Here is a 23,504-nt window from a genome sequence, read left to right on the forward strand (position 1 = left end):
AATTCACTGGACGACAGGGGGAGTTCGTGGACTGCCCTGAGTCTGGCGGGCGCGTGGAACTCGGGGCTGCACGGCATATTGACTGACCGCCAAGAGCGGTTCACTGTGGGGACCGCTCAGGAATCCGCTCACGTCTCGCGAGGGAGGGAGCCCGTCGTGGCCACAGCAGAGCAGCTGCACCAGTCCGTCGAAGGGCTGACGATCACGGCACTACTGCGCCGCAACGCCCGGCAGTACGCCGAGCGTCCGGCGCTGACCACCGGCATCGGCCCCGACGCCGGGACCCTGTCCTGGTCGCAGCTGCGCGCCGAGGTCGCCGCGGTCACCCGCGGTCTCGTGGCCCTTGGACTGAACCGGGGCGATCGCATGCTCATCGCCATGTCCAAGCGTGCGGAGCACTGGATCGCCGACTTGGCCGCGGTCCATGTCGGCGCCCTGCCCTGCAGCACGTACGACACGCTGAGCACCGAGCAGATCGGCGCCGTGGCACGGCACAGCGCGGCTGCCGTCCTCGTTCTGGAGGGCAAGGAGCAGATGCAGCGGTGGCGGCCGGTCCTGGACGGCCTGCCGAACCTGCGCGCCGTCGTCGTCCTCGACTGGGACGCCGCTCCCCCCGACGACCCACGATTCGTCAGCTACACGGCCGTGCGCGGCGCGGTGCCTCCCGACGATGCCGCGTTCGAGGAGCTCACGGACGCCGTCACCACCGACCAGCCGCTGACCCTTGCGTACACCTCGGGTACGACGGGGGACCCCAAGGGAGTGGTGCTCTCCCACCGCAACGTGATCCATGAGTGCCTGATGCAGGATCAGCTCGTCAAGGTCCCGGACCACCCCCGCTCGGTCGCGTACCTTCCCTTGGCCCACATCGCCGAGCGGGTCCTGGGCCTCTACATGCCCGTCTGCAACGCCGGCCACGTCACGATCTGCCCGCAGCCCGATCAGCTCCTGCCCACGCTCCTCACGGTGCGTCCGCACGGCTTCTTCGGGGTGCCCCGGGTGTGGGAGAAGCTCGCCTCCGGCCTGCGCGCCAAGCTGGCGGCACTGCCCGAAGCACAGTCCGCGGCCATGGAGCAGGCCCGGCAGACCGCGCTGGAGGTGTACCGCCTCCGCTCCGACGGCAAGGACGTCCCGGCGGAGCTCGCCGAGGCCCTGGAGCATCTCGACGCGCGGGTGATGCGGCCGCTCCGGGCCGCGATCGGACTCGACGAGTGCCACAGGGCCTTCAGTGGCGCGGCACCCATCCCGGCCCGCGTACTGGAGTTCCTGGCGAGCGTGGCGCTGCCGGTGTACGAGGTGTGGGGACTGAGCGAGACCACCGGCGCCGCGACGGTCAGCACCCCCGAGGCGTTCGCGCTCGGCTCGGTCGGGCAGCCGGGGCCCGGCATCGAGGTCAAGGAGACCGACGACGGCGAACTCCTCGTCAGAGGGCCGGTCGTGTTCGCCGGCTACCTGCAGAGCGATGGCCGTATCGAGCCCGCGACCGACGCGGAGGGCTGGTTGCCCACCGGCGACGTGGGAACGGTCGATTCACGTGGCTTCGTCACCGTCACCGACCGCAAGAAGGAGATCATCATCACCGACGGCGGGAAGAACATCGCCCCTACCAGGATCGAGTCCCAGCTGCGGGCGCACCCCCTGATCGCCCATGCCGTCGTCATCGGGGACCGGCGGCGCTACGTCACCGCCCTGCTGGTCCTGGACGAGGAGGCGGCCCCGCTGTGGGCGCGGGCGAACGGCATCGCCGACGCGTCCGACCTGGACGCGCTGTCCCGTCACCCGGAGGTCCACGCGGCGCTCGACCAGGCCGTGGCCGAGGTGAACGCGGTGCTGTCGCGTGCGGAGCAGGTGAAGAAACACCGTGTCCTCGCGGGCCCCTGGACCGCGGAGACCGGCGAGTTGACACCGAAGCTGAGCCTTCGCCGCCGCGCCATAGACGAAGCGCACGCCGCCACGATCGAGTCGATGTACACCTAGGGGCTGTCGTTTGGATCAGGCCGGCTCCGGGCGACGGTGCCTTGTGGCCGACCCGAGCGGGGTCTGGTGCGTGCAGCTGCATGGCGGAGGAGGGCGACAACGCGATGGGGGTCCCCCGCGCGAGCGCGGCCGAGAGTGGGGGAGTTGGCAACCGACGACAACGCCGCAGATGTGCGTGCCAGGCCCCGCGACCCCGGCAAGATCCAAACGACACCCCCTAGGTCCGGCACACCGCGACCACGGAAGGAACCACCACATGGGCGTTCAGCGCCAGGCCCCGCGCCGCAGGATGGAGCCGGACGCCCGGCGAGCCGAGATCCTCGGCGTCGCCCGCAGGCTGTTCGGGGCCAAGAGCTACAGCACGGTGTCGATCGCGGACATCGCCTCCGAGGCAGGAGTGGCCCGCGCCCTGGTCAGCCACTACTTCGGCGGGAAGCGACAGCTGTACCTGGAGGTGGTCCGGCAGATGATGGTCGTGCCGGCGTCCGTCTCGGAGCGTCTGCCGCCGACCACCGCGGAGGAGCGCGTCGCGATCTGCGTCGACCGGTGGCTCGAGGTCGTGGAACGCAACCGGGAGATGTGGCTGTCGGCGATCGGCCTGGAAGCGCTCGGCAACGATCCGGAGATCGACCAGATCATGCTCGAAGCCGACGAGATCGCGACGGATCGTGTCCTCGAGGCCGCCATGATGGCCGACGTCACCGAGGGGAGGGAGAAGCTCCGGGCGATGATCCGCGCCCACAGCAGCATGCTCAAGGCCGCCTCCCGCGAATGGCTGGTGCGCGGCACCCTCAGCCGCAGCGACCTGCACGTGATGCTCACACGCACCGTTCTCCACCTGGTCGGCACGGTCTATCCCGCGCTGCGGGACACGTGACGACACCTTCAGCCCCCTTGTCAAGGAGAGAGCTTCATGCCCCGAGTCCTGTCAGACGAACGCCGCGATCTGGTCAAGGCGATCGCCGACTTCTGCCGCCGCGAGTGCGGAACAAAGGAACAGCGCGACAAGCTGACCGCGAACGGTCAGGAGCAGCACAACCAGAAGCTGTACGAGAAGATGGCGCGTCTGGGCTGGCTCGGCATCGCGATCCCGCAGGAGTACGGAGGGGCGGGCCAGGGGATGACCGACCTCTGCCTGTTCCTCCAGGAGACCTCGTACGGGCTGGCCCCCATCAGCGGTTTCGGCACCACCGTCATCGCCGCCGCCGCCTACGAGAAGTTCGGCACCGAGGAGCAGAAGCGCACCGTACTCGAAGGCGTGGCCGCCGGCCGGGTCGAGGCCATCTCGATGTCGGAACCCGGTGCCGGCTCCGACGTGGGCGCCTTGACCTGCCGCGCAGAACGCACCACCGGGGGATACCTGGTCAATGGCCAGAAGACCTGGTGCTCCAACGCTCACTTCGCCGACCACGTTCTGCTGATCGCCCGCACGGAACAGGGGGAGTCGAAGCATCACGGCATCACTCAGTTCATGGTGCCCACGGACGCCGACGGACTCCAGATCAGGGGCATCGACACCATGGGCGGCAAGGACGTCAACGACCTCTACTTCACCGACTGTTTCCTGCCCGACTCCGCGGTGGTCGGCGAGCCCGGACAGGGCTGGACACAGCTCATGGCCGGGCTGAACCTGGAACGGATGATCCTCGCCGCCCTGATGCTGGGCGTCGCGCGACGGGCCTTCGACGACACCCTCACCTACGTCCGCCAGCGCGAACAGTTCGGCCGCCCCATCGGCTCCTTCCAGGCACTCAAGCACCGGATCGCCGACATGGCCACCGAGCTCGAATGCGCCCAGCTGCTCCTCGACGACGTCGCCCGCGCGATCGACGCCGAACCCGGCCGTGTGTTCGCGCGCGAAGCGTCCATGGCGAAGCTCAAATGCACCGAGCTCGCCAAACACGTGACCCTGGAGGGCATGCAGATGATGGGCGGCTACGGATACGCCACGGAGTACGGCATGGAGGCCCTGCTCCGCTCGACCGTCGTGTCCACGGTGTACGGCGGAACGAGTGAGATCCAGCGGGACATCATCGGCAAGACCTACGGCCTGTAGGAACCACGATGCTGACCACACGATTCTGCGAGACGTTCGGTGTGGAACACCCGATCGTCCAGGGCGGTATGCAGTGGGTGGGCCGGGCTCAACTCGTCGCGGCGGTGGCCGAGGCGGGTGCGCTCGGCTTCCTTACGGCGCTCACCCAGCCGACTCCGGAGGCGCTCGTCGAGGAGATCGCGCGGTGCCGGGAGATGACCGACAAGCCGTTCGGCGTCAACCTGACGATCCTGCCGTCGATCAACCCGCCCCCGTACGACGAGTACCGCCGCGCGATCATCGAATCCGGCGTGAAGGTCGTCGAAACCGCCGGCTTCAGCCCCGCGGACCACCTGCCTGAGTTCCGTGCCCACGGGGTGAAGGTGCTGCACAAGTGCACCAGCGTCCGCCACGCGGTGAAGGCCGAGAAGATCGGCGTCGACGGGGTGAGCATCGACGGTTTCGAATGCGCCGGCCACCCCGGGGAGGACGACATTCCGGGCCTGATCCTCATTCCCGCGACCACGCAGCGGGTGTCCATTCCGGTGATAGCCTCCGGCGGGTTCACGGACGGCCGCGGTCTGGTGGCCGCTCTCGCGCTGGGCGCCGAGGGCATCAACATGGGCACCCGCTTCCTGTGCACTGCCGAATCCCCCGTACACCGGCGCGTCAAGGAACAGATCGTCGCCAACAGCGAACTCGACACCGAGCTGATCTTCCGTCCCCTGCGCAACACCGCCCGGGTGGCAAGCAACTCCGTCAGCCGGAAGGTCGTCGACATACTCCACGACGGGGGCGAGTTCCCGGACGTACGGGAGCTGGTCGCCGGCGCCAGGGGACGCAAGGTCTTCGAGGACGGTGACCTGGACGCCGGCATCTGGAGTGCCGGCCTGGCCCAGGGGCTCATCGGCGACATCCCGACCGTCGAGGATGTCGTGCGGCGGATCGTGACGGGGGCCGAAGCGCTGATCTCCGGGAGACTGGCCGCCATGCGCCGCGCGTCCACGACCCGGACCGACCAACGAGTCGGTGGGTGACAGCGGGTGAGGTGTCGTGCCGGGTGGATGGGGTGATCCCGCTGTGGCGATCATGGTCAATCGTGCGGTGTCGGCGCATCGACCGCTGCTCACGGGGCAGGCCGGGGCCGAGGGTCGCCATGCCGCCCGAGGACGTCCGTCTTGTCGTTGATCTGGAAGGTGACGACATCGACTTCGTCGGTTCCAACGATGGCCGGGTAGTGGCCTTTGAGGGCTTCCCGGAGTTGGGCTGCGGTCGTCAGCCCCTCAGCTTGCGCATCCTGGTTGGTGAGGTCGCTGACCATGCAGTGCCTGATATCGGTCACCTCTGCCGACAGGACGACTTCAGGGTCGCTCTCGAATACCAGTCTTGCCGGGCCGAGCTGCGTAGGGTCCCGGAAGCGGGTGGTTTTGGTCTTGGCGCCGGAGCGGACGACTTCGAGGTAGCGGGGGTTGAACCGAATGATCGGCGGACCAGCCGTCTCGGGATCCTGGTAGAGCGATGGGTCGAGACCGTTCATGCCCGCCTCCGGGGTCCACCGTTGAACGAGCGGCATCAGGTCGGCGGCGAGCACGGACCTGAGCCCCGCGGGGGTGGGCACGATGACGCGCGTGGTGGGGTAGTAGTCCACGAAGACCTGCCGATCGCGCCCGCACGGGCCGATGACCCCGCGCCCGTGGTTTCCCACGGCGACGATGCAGCGCATCTGGCGGGCGCCCTGGGCTCGCGCGGCTCCCAGAGCCACGAGTTCGGCGCAGGGCCCGCCAGTGAAGTGGTACAGGTTCACGCCGGTGAACATCCGGTAGTCGGCGGCCATGACCGCGGCGGCCGTCGTGTGGATCCCGTCTTCGTCGGGCCCGGCGTCGGTATGCGCGTCTGTGGTGCGGCGTGCCAGCTCCACGAGTTCACGCTCGTCGTCATCGAGAGCTCGCGCAGATGACGGGACGTACACCTTTTGACCCTCCCTTCCCTCAGCAGTCGCCCAGGAGCATTCCACGCGACGCAGGCCGGCTCCACAGGGTTTCGGCCGACTCTCGCTGGTCCCCAAAGGGCGTGCGGAACTCGGCAAAGGTGTACTGCTGGCCGGGGCCATCGCGATCTACGGGCACAGACGGGTGAAGCCACTCGCGAGCATGTGGGGCCGGGCCGTCAGGTGGTGGACTTCTCCTTGAGTTGTCGGGAGAACGCCGCCGCGGACGCGCGCGAGGCCTGCTCCACAAGGCTGATGCCGACCTCCTGGGTGCTGCAGCCGTTGAGAAGTACCGCCATCAGATAGACGCGGCCCTCATGCTGTATCCGTCCGATGCTGTTGACGTCCCATTTCTTGGTCTGGGTCCGCTTGAGCCACCCGTTCTTCAGTGCGGTCGTGCCCGAGTCGGCTGCTGCGGACACGCCCCAGGTCTGGCTTCCCACGACGTGCCGCATCAGGTCCTGGATGTAGGCACGCGACGCCTCGCTCAAGGGCGACTTGTCGCCGAACACGGACTGGAGCAGGCGTATCTGATCCTCCGCTGTGGTTTGGGTGATGCCCCAAACGGTCCCTTCACCACCCTGTGTCTGGGACAGGCCGAGCCGTTCGTTGGCCGCGTCGAGCCCGGAGGCACTGCCTATACGGGTCCACAGGGCACTGGTGGAGTCGTTGTCGCTCTTCTGGATCATGGCAGCGGACTGGGCACGCTCCTCGGTGCTCAACCTCCGGCCCTCGTCCTGGGCCTGGAGCAGCAGGGTCGCCAGGATGTCCACCTTCACGATGCTGGCGGTGTCGAAGGCGTCGTGTCCGTACGTCGCCATGGCACCGCTTTTGACGTCCAGCATCGCCACGGACATCCGGTTGGCGCCGAAGAGCGCCGTCACGGGAGCCAGAGCCGGTTGGAGAGCGAACGACGACTCCTGTGCGGGGATGGGCGACGGCAGCGGTTCCGGCGCGTCCGCGGGCGCCTCGCCTGCCTTCGCCCGGGCCGAGACGGCTGGCGAGGACGGAGCCTTCGCCCGGGCGGGAGTGGGCGGCTCACCGGAGTCGCTCCCGGTGATGGCATACGTGGTGACGCCGCCGAAAAGGATCACGACCGACGTCACGGTCCACGTTATGCGGCGTCGCCTGGCCCTGCGGCGACGTCGTTGCTCCCGACGGGAGCGTCCGCGTCGCCGACCACGTGGGTTCTCATGCACGGGTGAGATGATAATCGAATCAGAGTTCGAGATCGCCAGGCGCCTCGGCGGTGAAGCCGTTTTTGCTGGGCGAGAACAACGCCTCCCGCAGCGCCTCCCAAGCACCTTCCGCCGAGAAGTCGGCGCGCACCGAGGGCTTCTGAATGCCGGGGAGCTGACTCATGCGCGGACAGTAGCGTCAACCGCTGAACCAATCCGTTACGGCACCAGGCGGTGGCCCGGTGTGCTGCCTGGGTGTGCCACACCCAGGCAGTACGCGTCCTGGTTGATGGCCGTTGACCCGTCCAGACTCGGCGGTGCAGGAAGGACCGCACCATTCGAGGAGAGGAGTCCGCCATGGCCGGGACTGTTGAGGGCGACCACGTCGACGTGGTCGGGATGTGGGTGACCGCGGATGGTCACATCCGTCAGGAGTTGCTGCCGGACGGCCGCTACGACGAAGCCCGCGGCGAGCGGCGCAGCGCGTACACCGGCCGGTACACGGTGACCGGCAGTCACCTGGACTACATCGACGACACCGGGTTCACCGCCACGGGCGACATCCGGGACGGGGTGCTCTGTCACGAGCACCTCGTGCTCTACCGGGAGCAGAAGCAGCCGTAGCGGAGGCCCAGCCACGGCCGTCCCGGGCACCGGGGGCGAATCCGCCGTCGGCGGACCAGGAAATCCCGGCACAGCAGTCAGCCAGTCAGTCAGCCGGCAGCAACGAGAATCAAGGACCATATCCATGACAGGACAACGACTTGACGGCAAGGTCGCGCTGATCACGGGCGCGACCGGCGGCCTCGGCACAGCGACCGCCGAACTCTTCGCCCGCGAAGGCGCCCGGCTGGTGATCACCGATATCGCCGAAGGCCCCCTGCGGGACCTGTCCCACCGGATCCGGGCACAAGGCGCGGAGGTCGTCACTGCTCGCCTCGATGTCTCCTCCGCGCGGGAGTGGGACGAAGTGATCACCGTCGTACGCGACCGATTCGGAACGCTGGATGTACTCGTGAACCTCGCCGGCATCGTGGACTGGCCAGGTATCGAGGACACGCAGGAAGAGGCGTGGGACCGCGTCATCGACGTGAACCAGAAAGGCACCTGGCTCGGCATGAAGGCGGCGATGCCGCTCCTGCGCGCGAACGGCAACGCTTCGGTGATCAATACGTCGTCGGTACTCGGCCTGGTGGGAAGCGGTGCCGCTGCGGCCTACCAGGCGTCCAAGGGGGCCGTGCGCCTGTTGAGCAAGACCGCCGCAGTCGAGTACGCCCGGCAGGGAGTACGGATCAACTCGGTGCATCCGGGCGTGATCGCCACGCCGATGATCCAGGAACTCCTGGACGACCAGGGCGACCAGCAGCCGGACATCCAACGCACCCCCATGCGCCGAGCCGGCCGCGCCGACGAGATCGCACCTGCGATCCTCTTCCTGGCCTGCGACGACTCCTCGTTCGTCACCGGCACGGAGCTGGTGGTCGACGGCGGGCTCACCGCACACTGAACAACCCAGCCGTACGACGTCCACGTGGGCCTGTCGTCAAGGCGTCAACGGCGCGGCCCGCCCGGTCCGCGCACCGCACCACTGCACAGCACTTCAGGTGCCCCCGCACCGGCGCCCGCACTCACCATCTCCAGGGACCGCACCATGACACCTGCAACCGCATCCGCCGCACCATCCGAATCCACCGAGTTCGCCGGCAAGATCGCCCTCGTCACCGGAGCCGCGCGAGGGGTGGGCCGGGAGACCGTGGCCCTCCTCCACGCCCGTGGCGCCCGGGTCGTCGCCCTCGACCTCCGCCCCGACGTCACGAACCTGGCGGGGGAGTTTCCCGGCGTCGTCGCGACAAGGGGTGACATCACCCAGGAGGAGACCGCCCACCGCGCGGTGGCAACGGCCCTGGACGCCTTCGGCGGACTGGACATCCTCGTGAACAATGCCGGGCGCACCCAGAACAAACCCATCACCGAGACCACGGCCGAGGACTGGGACACCGTGATGGCGGTCAACGCCCGCGGCTCCTTCTTCTGCGCCCGCGAGGCATTCCGGGCCATGCAGGGCCGCGGCGGCGCCATCGTCAGCACCGGCTCGTACGCCTCCACCGTCGCCCTGCCCGAAGGCGTCGCCTACAGTGCGTCGAAGGGCGCTCTGGCCCAACTGACCAAGGTGCTCGCCGTCGAGGGCGGCCCGCTGGGCATCCGCGCCAACCTCGTGGCCGCGGGCGTCATCGAGACGGACTTCCTCGACACGATCCGCCCCGACAGCCGCGCCTACCTGGCGTCCTTCGCCGCCGCGCAGCCACTGGGACGTGTGGCGCAGCCCGAGGAGATCGCCGAAGTCCTGTGCTTCCTCGTCTCGCCCCGCTCCAGCTTCGTCACGGGAGCCGTGGTCGCCGCTGACGGCGGTTTCACCGCGATCTAGCGACGCGTAAGACAGCACCGCAGGCGGTGGAAGCCGTGGAGCCAGGCGGTCGTGCGCTCGACGGCGTAGCGGAAGATGCCCAAGGCGCGGTGCCGTGGGGTTCGCCCCGTTACGCGATCACGGGGCCGGACGCCTCGCTGCCGGAGCAGGCGACGGTATTTCTCGTGGTCGTAGCCGCGGTCGGCCGGCAGCGCGTCGGGACGTCGGCGGGGCCTGCCGACCCGGTCCGCGACGGTGGGACTCTCGTCGAGCAGCGGCTCGAGTCCGGTGACGTCATTGACGTTGCCGCCGGTCAGCGAAACCGCGAGCGGCCCTGTCCGTCGGGGACGAGGGCGGCGGACTGCCCGCTCAGGTCGTCCAGAGGTTGCCGCCTTCGATACGTACCAGTGCCATGGTGGTTTCCTCTTCAGGTGCGCGGCCTGAGGCTTTGGGCCAGTGCGGTGGCGGCGTTCTCCGGGTTGCCGCGCAGGATGATGCCCAGCGCGGCGGCCGTGACGGCGGTGGCCAGGTCGGAGGAAACACCGAGCGCGTCGGCGATCGACTGGTCGACGGCGACCAACGCGGACTTCACCTCGGTGGCGACCTCTTCGTCCACCGGTGCGCGTTCGGCCGCCGCGAGGAGAAGCAGGCCGAGGTCGGCCGACGTGACGGGCCGCAGAGCGGTCGCGGTGTCCGATGCGCCGGCAAGGGCGTCGAGCAACGGGCGGACGTCGTCGGCGAGGTGGCGGCGCAGAGCGGTCAGGTAGAGGCCGCGTTTGCTTCCGAACGTCTTGTACAGGCTGTTGCGGTGCACGCCATGTGTGATCCGCGCCGCCAGGACGAGCTTTCCCACGCCCTCCAGCGGGAGTCCGACACCACGTCGGGACGGTATCCGGGGGCGGTGGCGGGTCGGTCCGCCGGCGTCGGAACAGACCGTAGGCCGTGCATGGTCGTCACAGGGACGGTGCCGGGGCGTACTCGAACCAGTCGAAGGCGACCGTTCCCTCGGTGGCGTACATACCGATCACACGTCCGGTGAAGCCGCAGGCGACCTCGGTGGACAAGTAGCGTCCGTCCAGTTCGGCGAGCGGCCGGGTGTCCGGGGCGTCCGGATCGTCGAGCCCGAAGGCGATGGTGTCGGGCCCCGTGGTCCCGCCGTCGGTGAGTTCGGGAGAGGCGGGAACGAGGCCCGACGTCCGGATCGTCACGGTGAGGCGCAGCGGCCCGGCCGGGACCGGCCGGCGGGCCACGGTCTGGCGCAGCGGCCCGATCCGGGCGACGACACGGACTTCCCCGTCCCCGGCCTCCACCTCGTAGTGGTGGGCCTCGTCCAGGCGCACGCAGAGACCACCGCGTCCTGTGTCCGGGTCGATCAGGGCGGTGACGCGGCAGTCGTGGTGCTGCTGGCGTCGCCCGACAAAGGTGTACCCGGGGCGGTCGACGGTTGAGCCGGTGGCGCTGAGGAGCAGCCAGCCGGGTCGCTCGGTGAGCGACCAGGAGTCTTCCTGGCGGGCGAACGGTGAAATCCAGTGCGGTGCCAGAGCGGGTCCGTCGAAGTCGTCACGGGAGGGCGGGGCCGGAAGGGGGTGCCAGGCACCACCTGGGGCCGGATGGCTCACTGGAACGGGCGCGACGGCGGGCCATCCGTCCCGGTCCCACTCCACCGGGGTCAGGAACGTCTCGCGGCCGAGCACGTGCACGTCGGGCGTGAAGCCGCGGGGGCGGACACCGAGCAGCACCATCCACCAGCTGCCGTCGGGAGCCTCGACCAGGTCGGCGTGGCCCGTGTTCTGGATGGGGCGGGCGGTGCCGCTGTGGGACAGCAGGGGGTTGGCGGGCGCCCCTTCCCAGGGGCCGCGCGGGGAGCGGCTGCGGGCCACGGACACGCTGTGACCGCGCTCCGTGCCGCCTTCCGCGATCAGCAGGTACCACCAGTCGCGGATGCGGTAGAGGTGCGGCGCCTCGGGATACTTGAGGCCGCTGCCCGACCATGTGGCGAAGGGCTTCTCCAGCACCTCGCCCCTCGCTGGGTCGATCCTGGCCATGTTGATGCCCCCTTCGGGGCCGGAGAAGGCGCACCAACAGGTGCCGTCCTCCTCCCATGCCAGGTCGGGATCGATTCCGCTCAGGTCGATCCACACGGGGTCGGTCCAGGGCCCTTCGGGCCGCTCGGCCGAGACGACGAAGTTGCCGCCACCGTCGATGTTGGTGTTGATGACCCAGTAGCGGCCGTCGTGGTGACGGATGGTCGGGGCGTAGAGACCTCCGGACGCCTTGGCACCGGGGAGGGGCAGCGGCAGTTGCCCGGGCCGGTCGAGCACGTTGCCGATCTGCTCCCAGTGCACGAGGTCCTTGCTGTGGAAGAGCGGCAGCCCGGGAAAGTACTCGAAGCTGGAGCAGACCAGGTAGTAGTCGTCACCGACCCGGCACACGCTCGGATCCGGATGGAAACCGCTGATCACCGGATTGTCATACATGTGCACGGAAGCGTCTTCCCTTCGAGCCGCCGGGTTCCGAGAGTCTAACGAGCAGCCGCAACGTCCGGATGCGAGTCTCATCAGGCGTCTGCTGTGGGCGGGGCGTGTGAACTGGGGCGAGATCGTCGTTCAGAGACCGGCAGCAATACGACGACGCGCTCCGTGACAACGCGCGCAGGGCGGTCCAGCTCGACTTGTTGGCGGCCCGGAGGTCCTGACCCTCAACGACGTGCCTCAATCCCCGGCGGGCGAGGGGCAGAATCGCGTCCGCATGCCAGCAGCCGGGCTGAACCCGATGGACGGGGTGCAAGCGCTGACGCGGAGGCCGTGGCACCGGTTCGGAATGAGCCTGCCCTGCGGGCTTGGCCACGAGATGGCGCTCATCTGCGGCGAGTACTGGCTCGGCTGCGGCAGCATGCAGCCTGCTCGGCCTCCTCCTCGTCTGCGTGTTCCGAGCCTGGACGACCCTGGCCCGCGGCGGAGCCCGGCTCGCGTCCTCGGGCATCACGCCCGAGAACTTCCGACGGCCGCAGCGGGCAAGCGGCTTGGCACTCCGGGAGGCGTGCTGCTGATCAGGCGTAGTGGCGGTACACAGCCTGAGCCACGCAAGCGGGCTTTTCGCTGCCCTCGACCTCCACGGTGAAGGTCAGCGCCATCTGCACCCCGTTGCCCTTGACCTCGTCGACCGAGCCGACCGCACCATGCAGGCGGATCTTCGCTCCGACCGGCACGGGGCTCGGGAAGCGCACCTTCTCGAGGCCGTAGTTGACGCTCATGGATATGCCGGAGATCTCCAACAGGTCGCCGAACATCGGGATGATCAGGGACAGGGTGAGGTAGCCGTGCGCGATGGGGCCTCCGAAGGGACCGTGCTGGGACCGGTCCGGGTCGGTGTGGATCCACTGGTGGTCGTCGGTGGCGTCGGCGAAGGTGTTGACGCGCTCCTGCGTGATCTCCAGCCAGTCGGTACGACCGAGGTCGCGGCCGGCGAGGGAGACGAGGCCTTCGAGGCCCTGGGCGGTGGTGGTCACGGGGCACTGCCTTTCCATGGGGTCGGGGTCGCGGCTTCGGGGGAGGGGGCCGGGTGGGCCTGGCGCACGGCCGGTTTGATGATCTTTCCGGAGGCCGTGCGGGGCAGGTCCTCGGCGAAGGCGACGGTCTTCGGGATCTTGTACTTGGCCAGCCGGTCCCGCAGGTGCGCGAGAAGGTGAGGGCAGTCGGCGCGACGGCCGGCCTCCAGGACGACGACGGCGTGGCCGACCTCGCCCCAGACCGCGTCCGGCACGCCGACCACCGCGCACTCGCGCACCGCCGGGTGACTGAGGAGTGCGTCCTCCACTTCGGCCGGGTACACGTTCTCCCCGCCGGAGACGAACATGTCCTTGACCCGGTCGACGATGTAGGCGTAGCCCTCTGCGTCCGTGCGGGCGACGTCGCCCGTTCGCAGCCATCCGTCGCCGGTGAAGGCCGCCGCGGTGTCCTCGGGGCGGCCCCAGTAGCCGGACATCACGTTGGGCCCCTGGACGAGGACCTCGCCCGGTTGCCCGGGGCCCGCGGGACTGCCGTCGGCGAGGACGACCCGGGTGTCGGTGAAGAAGTGCGGGACGCCCGCCGAACCCGCCTTCGCCGAGGTCTGTTCCCGGTCGAGGAAGAGCACGCCCGGGGAGGCCTCGGTCATGCCGTACCCCTGGCTGAAGGCCAGGCCGCGGGTGAGGTACCGCTCGATGGTGCGTGCCGGGACCGGCGCGCCGCCGCAGCTCACGGAGCGCAGGCTGGACAGGTCGGCCGTCTCCCAGCGCGGATGGGCGGCCATCGCGTCGTACATCGTGGGGACCCCGAACATGTACGTCACCCGCCGGCGTTCGACGACGTCCAGCACGGTCCCTGGGTCGAAGGCTTCCAGCAGCACGACCCGTCCTCCCTTGAGCAGGGTGGGCAGACAGGTCATGTTGAGCCCGGCGGTGTGGAACAGGGGGGCGACGACCAGAGTGACCTCGTCGCCGGTCAGGTCGGTGTCGACGAGGACGTTGACGCTGTTCCAGGTGATGTTGGCGTGCGAGAGCACCGCGCCCTTGGGGCGACCCGTCGTCCCGGAGGTGTACATGATGACGCAGGGATCGTCCGGGGCGACCGGCTCGTCCAGCGGACCGGTGTCACCGGCCGCGAGCAGATCCTCGTAGCCGAGGTCCTCGCCGTCCGGCGTGCCGAGGGTGACGCGGTGCCGGACTCCGCCGTTCGCGGCCACTGGGGCCGCCGTCTCCGCCTGCTCGGCGCCGTGCACCAGCACCGTACTGCCGGAGTCATCGAGGTTGTACATCAACTCGGGCGCCGCGAGACGGGTGTTGAGCGGCACGAACACGGCGCCAAGGACGCCGGCGGCGAACAGGGTCTCCAGGAAAGCCGGGTGGTTGGGACCCAGGTAGGCGACGCGGTCGCCGCGGGCGACGCCAAGGGCGCGCAGCCCGTGCGCCAGACGCAGGACCCGTTCGTGCAGTCGGCGGTAGGTGATCTCGGCGTCCCGGTGGACCAGGGCCGTGCGCCCCGGCGTCTTGCGTGCCCGGCGGGCGGGCCAGGAGCCGATGCCTTGGTTCAACACGGCGTCCTCCCTCAGTCCTTGCGCAGGCCGAGCAGGCGGGCGGCATTGTCCTTGAGGATCCTGGGCCGGACCTCGGGCTTGATGTCCAGCTTCTCGAAGTCGGCGAGCCAGCGGTCCGGGGTGATGACCGGGTAGTCGGAGCCGAAGAGCACCTTGTCCTTGAGCAGCGTGTTGGCGTACCGCACCAGCTGCGGAGGGAAGTACTTCGGTGACCAGCCCGAGAGGTCGATGTACACGTAGGGCTTGTGCGTGGCGACGGCCAGGGCCTCGTCCTGCCACGGGAAGGACGGGTGCGCCAGGATGATCCGCAGTTCGGGGAAGTCCACGGCCACGTCGTCGACGAGCATGGGGTTGGAGTACTTCAGCCGGATGCCGCCGCCCCCGGGCACCCCGGCGCCGATCCCCGTCTGCCCGGTGTGGAACAGCGCGGGCACGCCGAGTTGCTCGATCGCCTCGTACAGCGGGTACGCCATCCGGTCGTCCGGTGAGAACGCCTGGATGCTCGGGTGGAACTTGAAGCCGCGAACCCCGTGCTCCTCGACCAGGCGGCGTGCCTCCCGTACGCCCGCACGGCCCTTGTGCGGGTCGACACTGGCGAACGGGACGAGCACGTCGGCGTGGGCGGCGCAGCTCTCGGCGATCTCCTCGTTGGCGATGCGCGGATGGCCGGTGGCGTGCTCGGCGTCCACGGTGAACACCACGGCGGCCATGCGTCGTTCGCGGTAGTACGCGGCCATCTCGTCGATGGTCGGCTGCCGGTGGCCGTGCGCCTTGAAGTACTCCTCGGAGGCCCCGAAGAGCTCCGGACTGAGCGCGCCGTGACCGGTTCGGGAGATCTCCGCGTGGGTGTGGACGTCGATCGCGGTGAGGGCGTCGACGTCGATGACCGGATCGCTCATGTCAGGCCCCCGATGCCTTGGGGGCCGGGATGCCGAACGTCTCGGGCTCGGCGCCGACGCCGTCGTGCCAGCGCTCGCGGATCGCGTCGGCGCTCCAGCCGCCGTCGGCGAAGGCGACCGCCGCCTCCTTCGGGTGGGCCCACAGGGCCAGTCGGTCGCCGCCGATGCCGATGGCCTGTCCGGTGACGTCCTTGGCGGTGTCCGAGGCGAGGAAGGTGATCAGACCCGCCACGTCCTCGACGGTGCCGAGTCCCTCGTCCTTGCGCAGCCAGCCCGGCAGTGGTGCGCCGGTGCGTTCGGCCTCCTCGATGACCGGGGCGAAGGCCGGGATGGTCTTCGTCATCTCGGTGGCGGCCACGGGGACGACCGCGTTGACGGTGATGCCCGCGCGGGCCAGCTCCAGTGCCCAGGTGCGGGCCATGGCGACGATGCCGGCCTTGGCGGCGGCGTAGTTGGTCTGGCCGAAGTTGCCGCGCTGGCCCGCGGGGGAGGAGATCAGGATCAGCCGTCCGCCCTCGCCCTGTTCGCGCATCCGCACCGCCGCGGCCCGGGCGCAGGTGAAGGTGCCGCGCAGGTGGACCTTGACCACGGAGTCGAAGTCGTCGTCGGTCATCTTCCACAGCACCCGGTCGCGGAGGATGCCGGCGTTGGTGACGAGGACGTCCAGGCGGCCGAACTCGCGCACCGCCGCCTCGGTGAGCCGTTCGGCGGCCTCGCTGTCGCCCACGGCGGCCACGACGCCGGTGGCCCTGCCGCCTGCCGCGGTGATGGCGCCGACCGCCTCGTCGACCGCGCCGGCCTCGATGTCGTTGACCACGACGGCGGCGCCCGCGGTGGCCAGGGCGCGGGCGTAGGCGAGTCCCAGCCCGCGCCCGCTTCCGGTGACGACGGCGACCTTGCCCTGCAGATCCATGACTGTGCCTCTTCCTGATGGCGGTGAGGTTCCTGAGGGGCGGTGAGGCCGACCGGGCCGTCACCCCAGGATTGATCGACAGGAATCCTGTTGGTTGGGTTCAGTGTTCTCTTTCAACAGGAATCCTGTCAATGGTCTAGGGTGGTGCACTGTGAGACACGGATCGGCAGTCAGCGGAGGCACGGAATGACGCGAGCGCCGGAGCGGTCCGCAGGGGGCGCCGGATCCGCGGCCGAAGCGGGGCCGTCGCTGCTCTACCTGATCAAGCGGACCGAACTCGTGGTCCGCGCCCGCCTGGAGGAGTTGCTCAAGCCCGCAGGCGTCACCGCGTTGCAGTACACGGCGCTGACCGTGCTGGAGCGCCACGACGGCATCTCCGCCGCCCAGTTGGCCCGCGCCTCGTTCGTGACGGCGCAGTCGATGGCGGACATGGTGCGCGCGCTGGAGAGCCGGGGGCTGGTGCGCCGGGAGCCGAACCCGGGCAACCGGCGGGAGAAGGTGATCCTGCTCGCGGACGCCGGACGGCGGCTGCTCGCCGACCATGCCGAACCGGCCCGGCTGCTGGAGCAGCGGATGGTGGCGGACCTCGGTTCCGCCGACGTCGAGCGCTTCCGTGACGCCCTGATGAGCGCACACCGCGCGCTGTCCTGACCCGCGCCACGGGTGACGGCGTGGTGGGTGAGGGGAGGCCGGACCCGGAGCCCGGTCGCCGGGGTCACGACTTCGAGCGTGCCACCTCGTCCAGCCGCCGTGCCGCCGTCGCCGTTTCGATCGGCGTGTCCCCGTGCGCCCTGCCGTCGCCCAACGAGGCGTACAGGTCGGCTACGGCCGCCGAGTCGTGATGGGAGGCCAGTTCGGTCAGTTCGGGTGAGACCGTGCCGAGGATCTGCCGGAACCGCAGTTCGGCCAGAGGACCCAGGCGGTCGTAGATCGGCGGCGAGAGGAGCAGCGGCAAGACCACGCTCGGCCGGATGCTGGTGGGCCTTTTCGGTCCCTCGGCCGGGGAGGTACGTGTCTCGTACCCCAGGAAGTCCCCGGTGCCCCCAGTAGAGACCGCCGCCGGGCAGTGGCCTGCTCTCCACCGGCCACGCCGTACCGATCGCCGGATGAGGAGGCCCTTCGGGGCGTGCCGACCGGCTGAGGCGATTTCCTCCGGCGCGGGACCCCCGTGATGTCGGGACAGGGCCTGGGCATGGGTGAGGACGTTGCGGGAACCCGCCCGCCGTACTGCCCCGACGAGCGGAAGAGACGATGACGAAGACACCCGAGGACCACGGCCACAACCGCTTCTGCAAGGCATGCGGCACGCCCGCCGGAGACGGACCACTGTGCGAGCGCTGTGGTTCCGTTCTGGAACTCCCGGACGACGCAGGGCTGACGGAGGACCAGGGTGGCGCGGTGCGCCGGGACTTCGAGGAGCGTGACAACCGGCGGGGTCAGTGACTCCAGTAGTCGCGGCGCGGCAGTTCCACCCACACGTCAGGGGGTCCGACCACGGCACGGCTGTCGGTCGGGGACAGTCCGGCGAAGGCGCAGGAGTACGCCACGGGGTGGTAGTGGTAGAGGTATGAGGCCAGGACCTCCTCGGCGGTGTCGTTCTCGTTCGGTCCGCCGCCGGGATGCAGGTCCCAGCTCTCGACGGCCCCGTGACGCGCGATGCTGCCCTGGTTGCCGCTCTTGGGATTGGCGTACAGCCCGTAGCAGACCGTGTCGGCGGACAGCAGGGTCAATACGCCCGGCATCTGCGGCGCGTACCCCCAGGGCTGGGTCACGACGCAGCCGCCCGGCACGGTGGTGACGCCGACGATCTGCAGGATCTGGTCCATGTCGTACCCGTGCGGCTCCTTGAGCACTTCGTCGGCGGCTTCGTCCTCGACCGGCGCGGCCCGCAGACGGCGCACCGCCTCGGCCGCGTCGATGCCGGCCACGCAGGCCAGTCCCGTGCCGTCGTAGTGGAACGTGCCCAGCGCCGTGATGAGCCGTCGGCTCTCCTGTGCCGCCGCGCGCTCCGTGTCGGTCAGCCCTGTCCCTTCCGGTACCGGGAACAGGTCCGGCGTGGGTCCGGCGAGGCTCAGGCGTCCCGGTGACCAGCCGCCGATCAACGGCCGCCAGGGATCGGCCCCGGCAGTGGCGAGGACCCGGGCGTTGTGGGGCTTCCCGGCCACCACGGCCTCCCACAGTGCCGTCACCCCGTTCTCCAGCGCGTCCACATCCGCGACTCGGCCGACCAACTCCCCGACGACCTGCGGGGAGCCGAACACCGCCGCGTGATGGAGCGGACGGCCCCCGCTCCATCGCTCCGGATCAGCGCCTTCGTCCAGACGCCGACGCACGTCGTCAACATCCGCCCACTTCCAGCTCATGCCCGCCCAGCCGTCACTGCCCGGTGTCATCCGTCCCCCAGCACGTCGCTTGCCTGTCGTGTCCCACGCTCGCACACGGGTCTGACACCGGGACCGGTCGCCGCACTCGGGCCGCCCGGTCCCGGGGTGCCGTCGAGCAGCGGTTGGCGAAGACTTTGCGCGTGGCCGATTCCGCGCGGCGGATGCCCGGCCTGAGGGCGGCAGAAGGTATCGCGAACGCAAAGGATGGCCGAAAACAAGAGATGTCTTGTGTCCTCTGCGTTACGACCGCGTTGACCCCGCCTGCTCCCGTGACGCACGCTCGGAATGTAGATGGCAACTACAAATGGTTTGCCGTCGATCCGCTCGCAGTCGCAAAAACGACTGGTCGTTCAGGGTCGTCCGGCGAGCCGGATGCGGGAGGTAGCACATGTGCGGCATCACCGGCTGGGTCTCCTTCGACCGCGATCTCGGCACCGAGACGGCGGCGTTGGATGCGATGACCGAGACGATGGCCTGCCGCGGACCGGACGACCGCGGCGTCTGGGCGCAAGGCCCCGCCGCGCTCGGCCACCGCAGGCTCGCCATCATCGACCTGCCCGGCGGCCGGCAGCCGATGAGCGCCGAGACCCCGCACGGCACGGTCGCGCTCGTCTACTCGGGGGAGACCTACAACTTCACCGAACTCCGCCGTGAACTCGCGGACCGCGGGCACTGTTTCGCCACCGACTCCGACACAGAGGTTGTGTTGCGCGGCTACCTCGAATGGGGTGACGCCCTCCCCGAGCGCCTCAACGGCATGTACGCCTTCGCCCTCTGGGACGGCCGCGAGAACAAGCTCGTCATGGTCCGCGACCGCATGGGCATCAAGCCGTTCTACTACCACCCGACCGCGGACGGCGTGCTGTTCGGCTCCGAGCCCAAGGCGATCCTCGCCAACCCGCTGGTCCGCCGCCGGGTCCGGCTCGACGGGCTGCGGGAACTCTTCACCATGATCAAGACGCCCGGTCACGCCGTCTGGGACGGCATCCGCGAGGTCGAGCCCGGCACCGTCGTCACGGTCGACCGCTCGGGCGTGCACCAGCGCCGCTACTGGGAGGTGGAGACCCGCCCGCACACCGACGGCAGGGACGCCACCGTCGCGCACGTCCGCTCTCTCCTCGACGACATCGTGCGCCGCCAGCTCGTCGCCGACGTGCCCCGCTGCACCCTGCTCTCCGGCGGACTGGACTCCTCCGCGATGACCGCGCTCGCCGCCCGGCAACTGGGTGAACACGGCGAGAAGGTACGCAGCTTCGCCGTGGACTTCGCGGGGCAGACCGAGAACTTCGTCGCCGACGAACTCCGAGGCACCCCCGACACCCCCTTCGTCCACGACGTCGCCCGCGCCTCGGGCACCGACCACCAGGACATCGTGCTGGACGCCCAGGCCCTCGCCGACCCCGAGATCCGAGCCAAGGTCGTCCGCGCCCGGGACCTGCCGGCCGGCCTCGGCGACATGGACGCCTCTCTGTACCTGCTCTTCCGGGCGATCCGCGACCACTCCACCGTGGCCCTGTCCGGCGAGTCCGCCGACGAGGTCTTCGGCGGTTACCTGCAGTTCTTCGACGAGGAGGCACGCCGCGCCGACACCTTCCCCTGGCTGGTGTCGATGAGCCGCCACATGGGGGAGGACACGGACGTGCTGCGCCCCGACCTGGCGGCGAAACTGGACCTGCCCGCATACGTGGCCGACGGCTACCGCGACGCCGTGGGCGGGGTCCGGCGCCTGGACGGCGAGAGCGACTTCGAGTACCGGATGCGGCGGATCTGCCATCTGCACCTGACGCGCTTCGTGCGCATCCTGCTGGACCGCAAGGATCGCGCCAGCATGGCCGTCGGCCTGGAGGTCCGAGTCCCCTTCTGCGACCACCGGCTCGTCGAGTACGTGTACAACACCCCCTGGGCGCTGAAGTCCTTCGACGGCCGGGAGAAGACCCTGCTGCGCGAGGCGACCGCGGACGTGCTGCCGAAGTCCGTGTACGACCGGGTCAAGAGCCCCTATCCCTCCACCCAGGACCCCAAGTACGCGGCGGCTCTCCAGGACCAGGCCAAGGACCTGCTCACCCGCACCGGCCACCCCGTCTTCGACCTCGTCGACCCCGACCGTCTGCGGCGGGCGGCCGAACGGGAGGCGCCGATGAGCGGCCAGGCGGACCGGCGTGGTCTGGAGCGGGCCCTCGACCTCGCCCTGTGGCTGGACCTCTACCAGCCGGAACTCGACCTCAGCTGAACGACTCGGCCCAGGGCGAGGGCCTGCGGACAGGGCTTCCGGAGGAGCGACGGCCGGCAAACCGGCGCTCGAAGCATCCGTCTGGGGCGTGTTGTCGCGTGTCGGGCGCGGAGTGCCCCTCGGCGCCGTTGGCAGACGGGTGGAACTGGACAGCCTGTAGGTACAACGGTGAGCCGAGGGGGCTTGTGGTGGCCAGTGGGTTCCGCAGGACGAAGGTCCAGGCGATGTTCGACGTGTTCGACACGGACGACAACGGCTTCCTGGAGGAAGAGGACTTCGAGGCGCTCACCGCGCGGTGGAGCCGGCTGCCGCGGGTGGCCGCGAGCCCGGAGCTGTCCGCACGGGTACGCGGCGTGATGATGGGATGGTGGCAGCAGCTGTCGGCCGCCGCGGACGCGAGTCGGCCCGGCCGGGTCAGCCTGGACGAGCTGATGACCGTGGTCGAGCGGCTGCCGACCATGCCGGAAGCCGTCACGGCCACGGCCGACACGATCTTCGACGCGGTGGACGAGAACGGTGACGGCCGTATCTCCCGTGGCGAACACCAGCGGCTCGTCGACACATGGCACGGTCGCGGCATGGCGACGGAGGACGTGTTCGACCGCCTCGACCAGGACGGCGACGGGTACCTCAGCCGTGCGGAGTTCGCGCTGCTGTGGACACAGTTCTGGATCAGTGAGGACCCGGCCGAGCACGGCAACGTGATGTGCGGCCCCGTCGCCCCGGCCGCCTGAGGCCCCGGCAGCTGCGGCCCTACCTCCGGGACGAGGACGTCCGGATCTTCGGCACCCGGGACGCGTTCGTGGACGACGGGGACGTCGCCGAACTGCGCGGGCTGAAGGTCCCCGTCACCACCGTCTCCGACCTGCGCGGCTCCGACCCCGCCGACCTCGGCGCGGCGACCGCCGAGAACCTGGGGGCGGCGGCCCTCGACGGCTTCTGGGTCCACCTGGACGCCGACGTCCTCGACCCCTCGGTGATGCCCGCGGTCGACAGCCCGGACCCCGACGGCCTGCTGCCGGGCGAACTCACCGCCCTGCTGCGCCCGCTCGTCCGGTCCCCGCGCTGTGCCGGGCTCAACGTCACCGTCTACGACCCCGACCTGGACCCCCACGGCAGCGCGGGCGTCCTCCTGACCGACCTGGTGGTGGCCGCCTTCACCACCGGCTGAGACGCGCGGTCGGGACACGCCGGGAACCGCTCCGCCGCCCGCATGCCGCCGTGGCCGTCAGCCGGCCGGCCGCCAGCCCAGCGCGGGACCGAGCCGACCGGCCATGTCGGTCAGGATCTGCACGTAGTCCTCCGGCGCGAAGGTGAACGGCAGGGCGAAGGCCACCTCCTCCACCTCCCGGTACGCCGCATGGGCCCGCAGCCGCTCCGCGATCCACTCGGAGGGGCCCACCAGGTCCGGGGCGAACAGCAGACGGGCGGGCCCCTGCGGGTGCCGGGTGCGGGGGAGGCGCTGCGCGGCGTACTCCTGGTACTTGGCGCGTTGTGCGGCGTCGGCGGAGTCGGTGGGAACCACCACGAGCCCCTGGGAGACCCGCGCGGCCTCCCCGTCGGGATGCGCCGCGCGGAAGGCTCGGATGTGGGAGAGCTGGATCGCGGCGAAGTCCTCGGGGGCGGCGCCTTCGTCGGGCGTCTCGGCCTTCACCACACTGCTGGTGAGTAGGTTCAACGCGTTCTCTCCGGCCCAGCGGGCCGAGCGCAGGCTGCCGCCTCCGTACCACATGCGTCGCCGCAGGCCGGGGGAGTGGGGCTGTACCCGGTCGGAGTAGCTCTCGATGCCCTCCGTGCCGTGGAAGTCCGTGACCGGCTCACCCGCGACGTGGCTGAGCAGGCGCCGCACCCGCGTGTAGCCGAGATCCTCGGTTTCGGCCGTGTCCGGATACAGCGCGCTCTTCACCCGCTCGTAGTGCATCGGCGGTCCGGTGCTCACACCCGGGTTGAAGCGGCCGCCGGACAGGATGTCCACGGTCGCCCAGTCCTCGGCGAGGCGCAGCGGGTTCTCCCACCCCAACGGCGTGACCGCGGTGCCCAGTTCGATGCGGCTGGTGCGCTGGGTGGCGGCCGCGAGCACCGCCACCGGTGAGGTGATCCCGTACTGGAGGTGACGGTGACGCACCCACGCGCTGTCGAAGCCGAGTCGCTCCCCCAACTCCAGCATGCGCAGCGTGTCCTCGTGCCCGCGGCCCGGTTCCGCCTCGTCGAACAGTCCGATCGTGAGAAACCCCAGCCTCTTCAGCCGCCTGCCGCTCATCTGCCACTCCCACCCACCGGCGCCCACACGGACCTGTCACCTTCCAACAGAGGGATCATGCCCCCTCACCACCGGAGGGCTGTCCCTGCGGGACGTACAACGCCCTGCTGTTCACGAGAACGCAACACCGGAGCGCTGCTTCCCGGCGGTGCTGAAACGAGCCG

At 69.9% G+C, this 23,504-nt stretch carries 24 protein-coding genes and 1 pseudogene; 12 read left to right on the plus strand and 13 right to left on the minus strand.

Annotation, left to right across the window (positions count from 1 at the left end; translation table 11 throughout):
- Positions 1-156: 156 nt before the first annotated feature.
- The 4 genes from ACZ56V_RS11575 (at position 157) to ACZ56V_RS11590 (ending at position 5,049) form a co-directional block, all read left to right on the plus strand.
- Positions 157-1,977 (plus strand): AMP-dependent synthetase/ligase, encoded by a 1,821-nt coding sequence (locus ACZ56V_RS11575; protein ID WP_468941308.1) that lies wholly within the window; start codon positions 157-159, stop codon positions 1,975-1,977.
- Between the two features lie 256 nt (positions 1,978-2,233).
- Entirely contained in the window at positions 2,234-2,854 is a 621-nt protein-coding gene (locus tag ACZ56V_RS11580; RefSeq protein ID WP_467379365.1) for a TetR/AcrR family transcriptional regulator, read from the plus strand.
- Between the two features lie 36 nt (positions 2,855-2,890).
- Complete coding sequence (locus ACZ56V_RS11585) at positions 2,891-4,033, plus strand: acyl-CoA dehydrogenase family protein (RefSeq protein WP_467379366.1); 1,143 nt, start codon at positions 2,891-2,893, stop codon at positions 4,031-4,033.
- A gap of 8 nt (positions 4,034-4,041) precedes the next feature.
- Positions 4,042-5,049 carry an NAD(P)H-dependent flavin oxidoreductase gene (locus ACZ56V_RS11590; RefSeq protein WP_467379367.1) on the plus strand — a complete coding sequence of 336 codons (1,008 nt, stop codon included), beginning with the start codon at positions 4,042-4,044 and terminating at the stop codon, positions 5,047-5,049.
- An 89-nt stretch (positions 5,050-5,138) separates the two neighbouring features.
- Here ACZ56V_RS11590 and ACZ56V_RS11595 read toward each other — a convergent pair whose 3' ends face one another.
- The 3 genes from ACZ56V_RS11595 to ACZ56V_RS11605 all read right to left on the minus strand — a co-directional run bounded on the left by ACZ56V_RS11595 (position 5,139) and on the right by ACZ56V_RS11605 (position 7,361).
- Positions 5,139-5,930, minus strand: a complete 792-nt coding sequence (locus ACZ56V_RS11595; RefSeq protein WP_468941312.1) for an ASCH domain-containing protein — start codon at positions 5,928-5,930, stop codon at positions 5,139-5,141.
- Positions 5,931-6,178: 248 nt separating this feature from the next.
- Positions 6,179-7,198 (minus strand): serine hydrolase, encoded by a 1,020-nt coding sequence (locus ACZ56V_RS11600; protein ID WP_468941315.1) that lies wholly within the window; start codon positions 7,196-7,198, stop codon positions 6,179-6,181.
- A gap of 19 nt (positions 7,199-7,217) precedes the next feature.
- Entirely contained in the window at positions 7,218-7,361 is a 144-nt protein-coding gene (locus ACZ56V_RS11605; protein WP_467379370.1) for a hypothetical protein, read from the minus strand.
- Between the two features lie 173 nt (positions 7,362-7,534).
- Between ACZ56V_RS11605 and ACZ56V_RS11610 the strand changes: the two genes are divergently transcribed.
- The 3 genes from ACZ56V_RS11610 (at position 7,535) to ACZ56V_RS11620 (ending at position 9,602) form a co-directional block, all read left to right on the plus strand.
- Complete coding sequence (locus tag ACZ56V_RS11610) at positions 7,535-7,801, plus strand: Atu4866 domain-containing protein (protein ID WP_398915300.1); 267 nt, start codon at positions 7,535-7,537, stop codon at positions 7,799-7,801.
- Between the two features lie 124 nt (positions 7,802-7,925).
- Positions 7,926-8,684, plus strand: coding sequence for an SDR family NAD(P)-dependent oxidoreductase (locus tag ACZ56V_RS11615; RefSeq protein ID WP_468941320.1), 759 nt, complete (start codon positions 7,926-7,928; stop codon positions 8,682-8,684).
- Positions 8,685-8,828: 144 nt separating this feature from the next.
- On the plus strand, positions 8,829-9,602 hold the full coding sequence (locus tag ACZ56V_RS11620) for an SDR family NAD(P)-dependent oxidoreductase (protein ID WP_467379372.1): 774 nt from the start codon (positions 8,829-8,831) through the stop codon (positions 9,600-9,602).
- Here the strand turns inward: ACZ56V_RS11620 and ACZ56V_RS11625 are convergent.
- From ACZ56V_RS11625 to ACZ56V_RS11655, 7 genes are all read right to left on the minus strand, one after another.
- Positions 9,599-10,012 carry a transposase gene (locus ACZ56V_RS11625; protein WP_467379428.1) on the minus strand — a complete coding sequence of 138 codons (414 nt, stop codon included), beginning with the start codon at positions 10,010-10,012 and terminating at the stop codon, positions 9,599-9,601. The two genes, ACZ56V_RS11620 and ACZ56V_RS11625, sit on opposite strands and share 4 nt — an antisense overlap.
- The gene (locus tag ACZ56V_RS11630; RefSeq protein WP_467379373.1) at positions 10,009-10,434 is read right to left on the minus strand and encodes a TetR/AcrR family transcriptional regulator; all 426 of its coding nucleotides are present in this window, start codon (positions 10,432-10,434) and stop codon (positions 10,009-10,011) included. Before ACZ56V_RS11630 ends, ACZ56V_RS11625 begins: the two co-directional genes overlap by 4 nt.
- Positions 10,435-10,534: 100 nt before the next feature.
- The gene (locus tag ACZ56V_RS11635; protein ID WP_398915512.1) at positions 10,535-12,058 is read right to left on the minus strand and encodes a glycoside hydrolase family 43 protein; all 1,524 of its coding nucleotides are present in this window, start codon (positions 12,056-12,058) and stop codon (positions 10,535-10,537) included.
- Positions 12,059-12,630: 572 nt separating this feature from the next.
- Positions 12,631-13,089: a MaoC family dehydratase gene (locus tag ACZ56V_RS11640; protein ID WP_398915308.1), complete on the minus strand. Its 459-nt coding sequence runs from the start codon at positions 13,087-13,089 to the stop codon at positions 12,631-12,633.
- Positions 13,086-14,654: an acyl-CoA synthetase gene (locus tag ACZ56V_RS11645; RefSeq protein ID WP_468941325.1), complete on the minus strand. Its 1,569-nt coding sequence runs from the start codon at positions 14,652-14,654 to the stop codon at positions 13,086-13,088. The genes ACZ56V_RS11640 and ACZ56V_RS11645 overlap by 4 nt, the downstream gene beginning before the upstream one ends.
- Positions 14,655-14,665: 11 nt before the next feature.
- A complete protein-coding gene (locus tag ACZ56V_RS11650; protein ID WP_398915514.1) occupies positions 14,666-15,538 on the minus strand; it encodes an amidohydrolase family protein in 873 nt (290 codons plus the stop codon).
- Positions 15,539-15,554: 16 nt separating this feature from the next.
- Positions 15,555-16,466, minus strand: a complete 912-nt coding sequence (locus ACZ56V_RS11655) for an SDR family oxidoreductase (protein ID WP_468941327.1) — start codon at positions 16,464-16,466, stop codon at positions 15,555-15,557.
- A 186-nt stretch (positions 16,467-16,652) separates the two neighbouring features.
- Here ACZ56V_RS11655 and ACZ56V_RS11660 point away from each other — a divergent pair, with 186 nt between their 5' ends.
- Positions 16,653-17,117 carry a MarR family winged helix-turn-helix transcriptional regulator gene (locus ACZ56V_RS11660; protein ID WP_468941330.1) on the plus strand — a complete coding sequence of 155 codons (465 nt, stop codon included), beginning with the start codon at positions 16,653-16,655 and terminating at the stop codon, positions 17,115-17,117.
- A 64-nt stretch (positions 17,118-17,181) separates the two neighbouring features.
- Here ACZ56V_RS11660 and ACZ56V_RS11665 read toward each other — a convergent pair whose 3' ends face one another.
- Positions 17,182-17,427 carry a hypothetical protein gene (locus tag ACZ56V_RS11665; RefSeq protein ID WP_468941333.1) on the minus strand — a complete coding sequence of 82 codons (246 nt, stop codon included), beginning with the start codon at positions 17,425-17,427 and terminating at the stop codon, positions 17,182-17,184.
- Between the two features lie 290 nt (positions 17,428-17,717).
- On the opposite strand from ACZ56V_RS11665, the gene ACZ56V_RS11670 reads away from it, so the two are divergent.
- Positions 17,718-17,909: a hypothetical protein gene (locus tag ACZ56V_RS11670; protein WP_356361861.1), complete on the plus strand. Its 192-nt coding sequence runs from the start codon at positions 17,718-17,720 to the stop codon at positions 17,907-17,909.
- On the opposite strand, the gene ACZ56V_RS11675 is transcribed toward ACZ56V_RS11670, so the two are convergent.
- Positions 17,903-18,859, minus strand: coding sequence for an ankyrin repeat domain-containing protein (locus ACZ56V_RS11675; RefSeq protein WP_468941336.1), 957 nt, complete (start codon positions 18,857-18,859; stop codon positions 17,903-17,905). The two genes, ACZ56V_RS11670 and ACZ56V_RS11675, sit on opposite strands and share 7 nt — an antisense overlap.
- A gap of 379 nt (positions 18,860-19,238) precedes the next feature.
- On the opposite strand from ACZ56V_RS11675, the gene asnB reads away from it, so the two are divergent.
- From asnB to ACZ56V_RS11690, 3 genes and pseudogenes are all read left to right on the plus strand, one after another.
- Positions 19,239-21,080 carry an asparagine synthase (glutamine-hydrolyzing) gene (gene asnB / locus ACZ56V_RS11680; protein ID WP_468941338.1) on the plus strand — a complete coding sequence of 614 codons (1,842 nt, stop codon included), beginning with the start codon at positions 19,239-19,241 and terminating at the stop codon, positions 21,078-21,080.
- Positions 21,081-21,268: 188 nt separating this feature from the next.
- The gene (locus tag ACZ56V_RS11685) at positions 21,269-21,814 is read left to right on the plus strand and encodes an EF-hand domain-containing protein (RefSeq protein ID WP_467379379.1); all 546 of its coding nucleotides are present in this window, start codon (positions 21,269-21,271) and stop codon (positions 21,812-21,814) included.
- An 11-nt stretch (positions 21,815-21,825) separates the two neighbouring features.
- Positions 21,826-22,251, plus strand: a pseudogene (locus tag ACZ56V_RS11690) (arginase family protein); the annotation flags it as partial.
- A gap of 57 nt (positions 22,252-22,308) precedes the next feature.
- Here ACZ56V_RS11690 and ACZ56V_RS11695 read toward each other — a convergent pair.
- Positions 22,309-23,340, minus strand: a complete 1,032-nt coding sequence (locus ACZ56V_RS11695) for an LLM class flavin-dependent oxidoreductase (RefSeq protein ID WP_398915323.1) — start codon at positions 23,338-23,340, stop codon at positions 22,309-22,311.
- Positions 23,341-23,504 lie beyond the last annotated feature (164 nt).

The sequence above is a fragment of the Streptomyces sp. NPDC034099 genome, assembly GCF_055575415.1.